We start from the raw sequence: 489 nt of genomic DNA, 5'->3' as shown, positions 1-489 counted from the left end.
CTTTCGATACAGCCGACGAATCCGGTTGCTGCTGTACCTGTCTTCATCCAGCAGCGATTGGTACTCGGCGATTCGTTCGGTCGTTTCTGTGAAACGTCCGAACAGGTCGCGTCCTTCGTACAGATACTGTTTTCCGGTCGTGGTCGTACACGCGACGAGATTGTTCGCGCCGATATCCAGAGCGGCCGTTTCGTCGGCCAGTGGTGATGCCTGCGGAGAACAGTCNACGTCCATGACGCCGCGAGGTCCGCGTGGCCGTCGAAGCCACACGGACACGTTAGCGTGTCCTTGTGGCGGACTGTCTCGTCGCGTTCGCCACAATGCGGACATTCCTGCGAAGTCCATTCTTCGCCGTCGGCTTCAAGTTCCATCCCGTATTCCTCGCAAACACACGCGAGGCGGTTCACGAACTGCCGGAACGCCCAGAAGTTGTGCGTCTTCTGGTTCGCCGTTACCGACCACGACGTTTCGAGTACGTCGGTGAGCGCA

At 58.8% G+C, this 489-nt stretch carries 1 protein-coding gene and 1 pseudogene (1 of these 2 only partly in view); both read right to left on the bottom strand.

The features are described 5' to 3' along the window. Positions 1-234: transposase (locus tag C450_RS21415; protein WP_005040445.1), on the bottom strand; the 234-nt coding region annotated here is incomplete at its 3' end. Further along, a pseudogene (locus C450_RS23415) lies at positions 228-489 on the bottom strand (transposase) (its annotated part continues 539 nt past the right edge of the window); the annotation flags it as partial. The pseudogene C450_RS23415 and the gene C450_RS21415, both read right to left, overlap by 7 nt.

Source organism: Halococcus salifodinae DSM 8989 (assembly GCF_000336935.1).
GTDB lineage: Archaea > Halobacteriota > Halobacteria > Halobacteriales > Halococcaceae > Halococcus > Halococcus salifodinae.
Note: the sequence above shows the minus strand (reverse complement) of the source record. Positions and strands in the feature narration are given on the sequence as shown.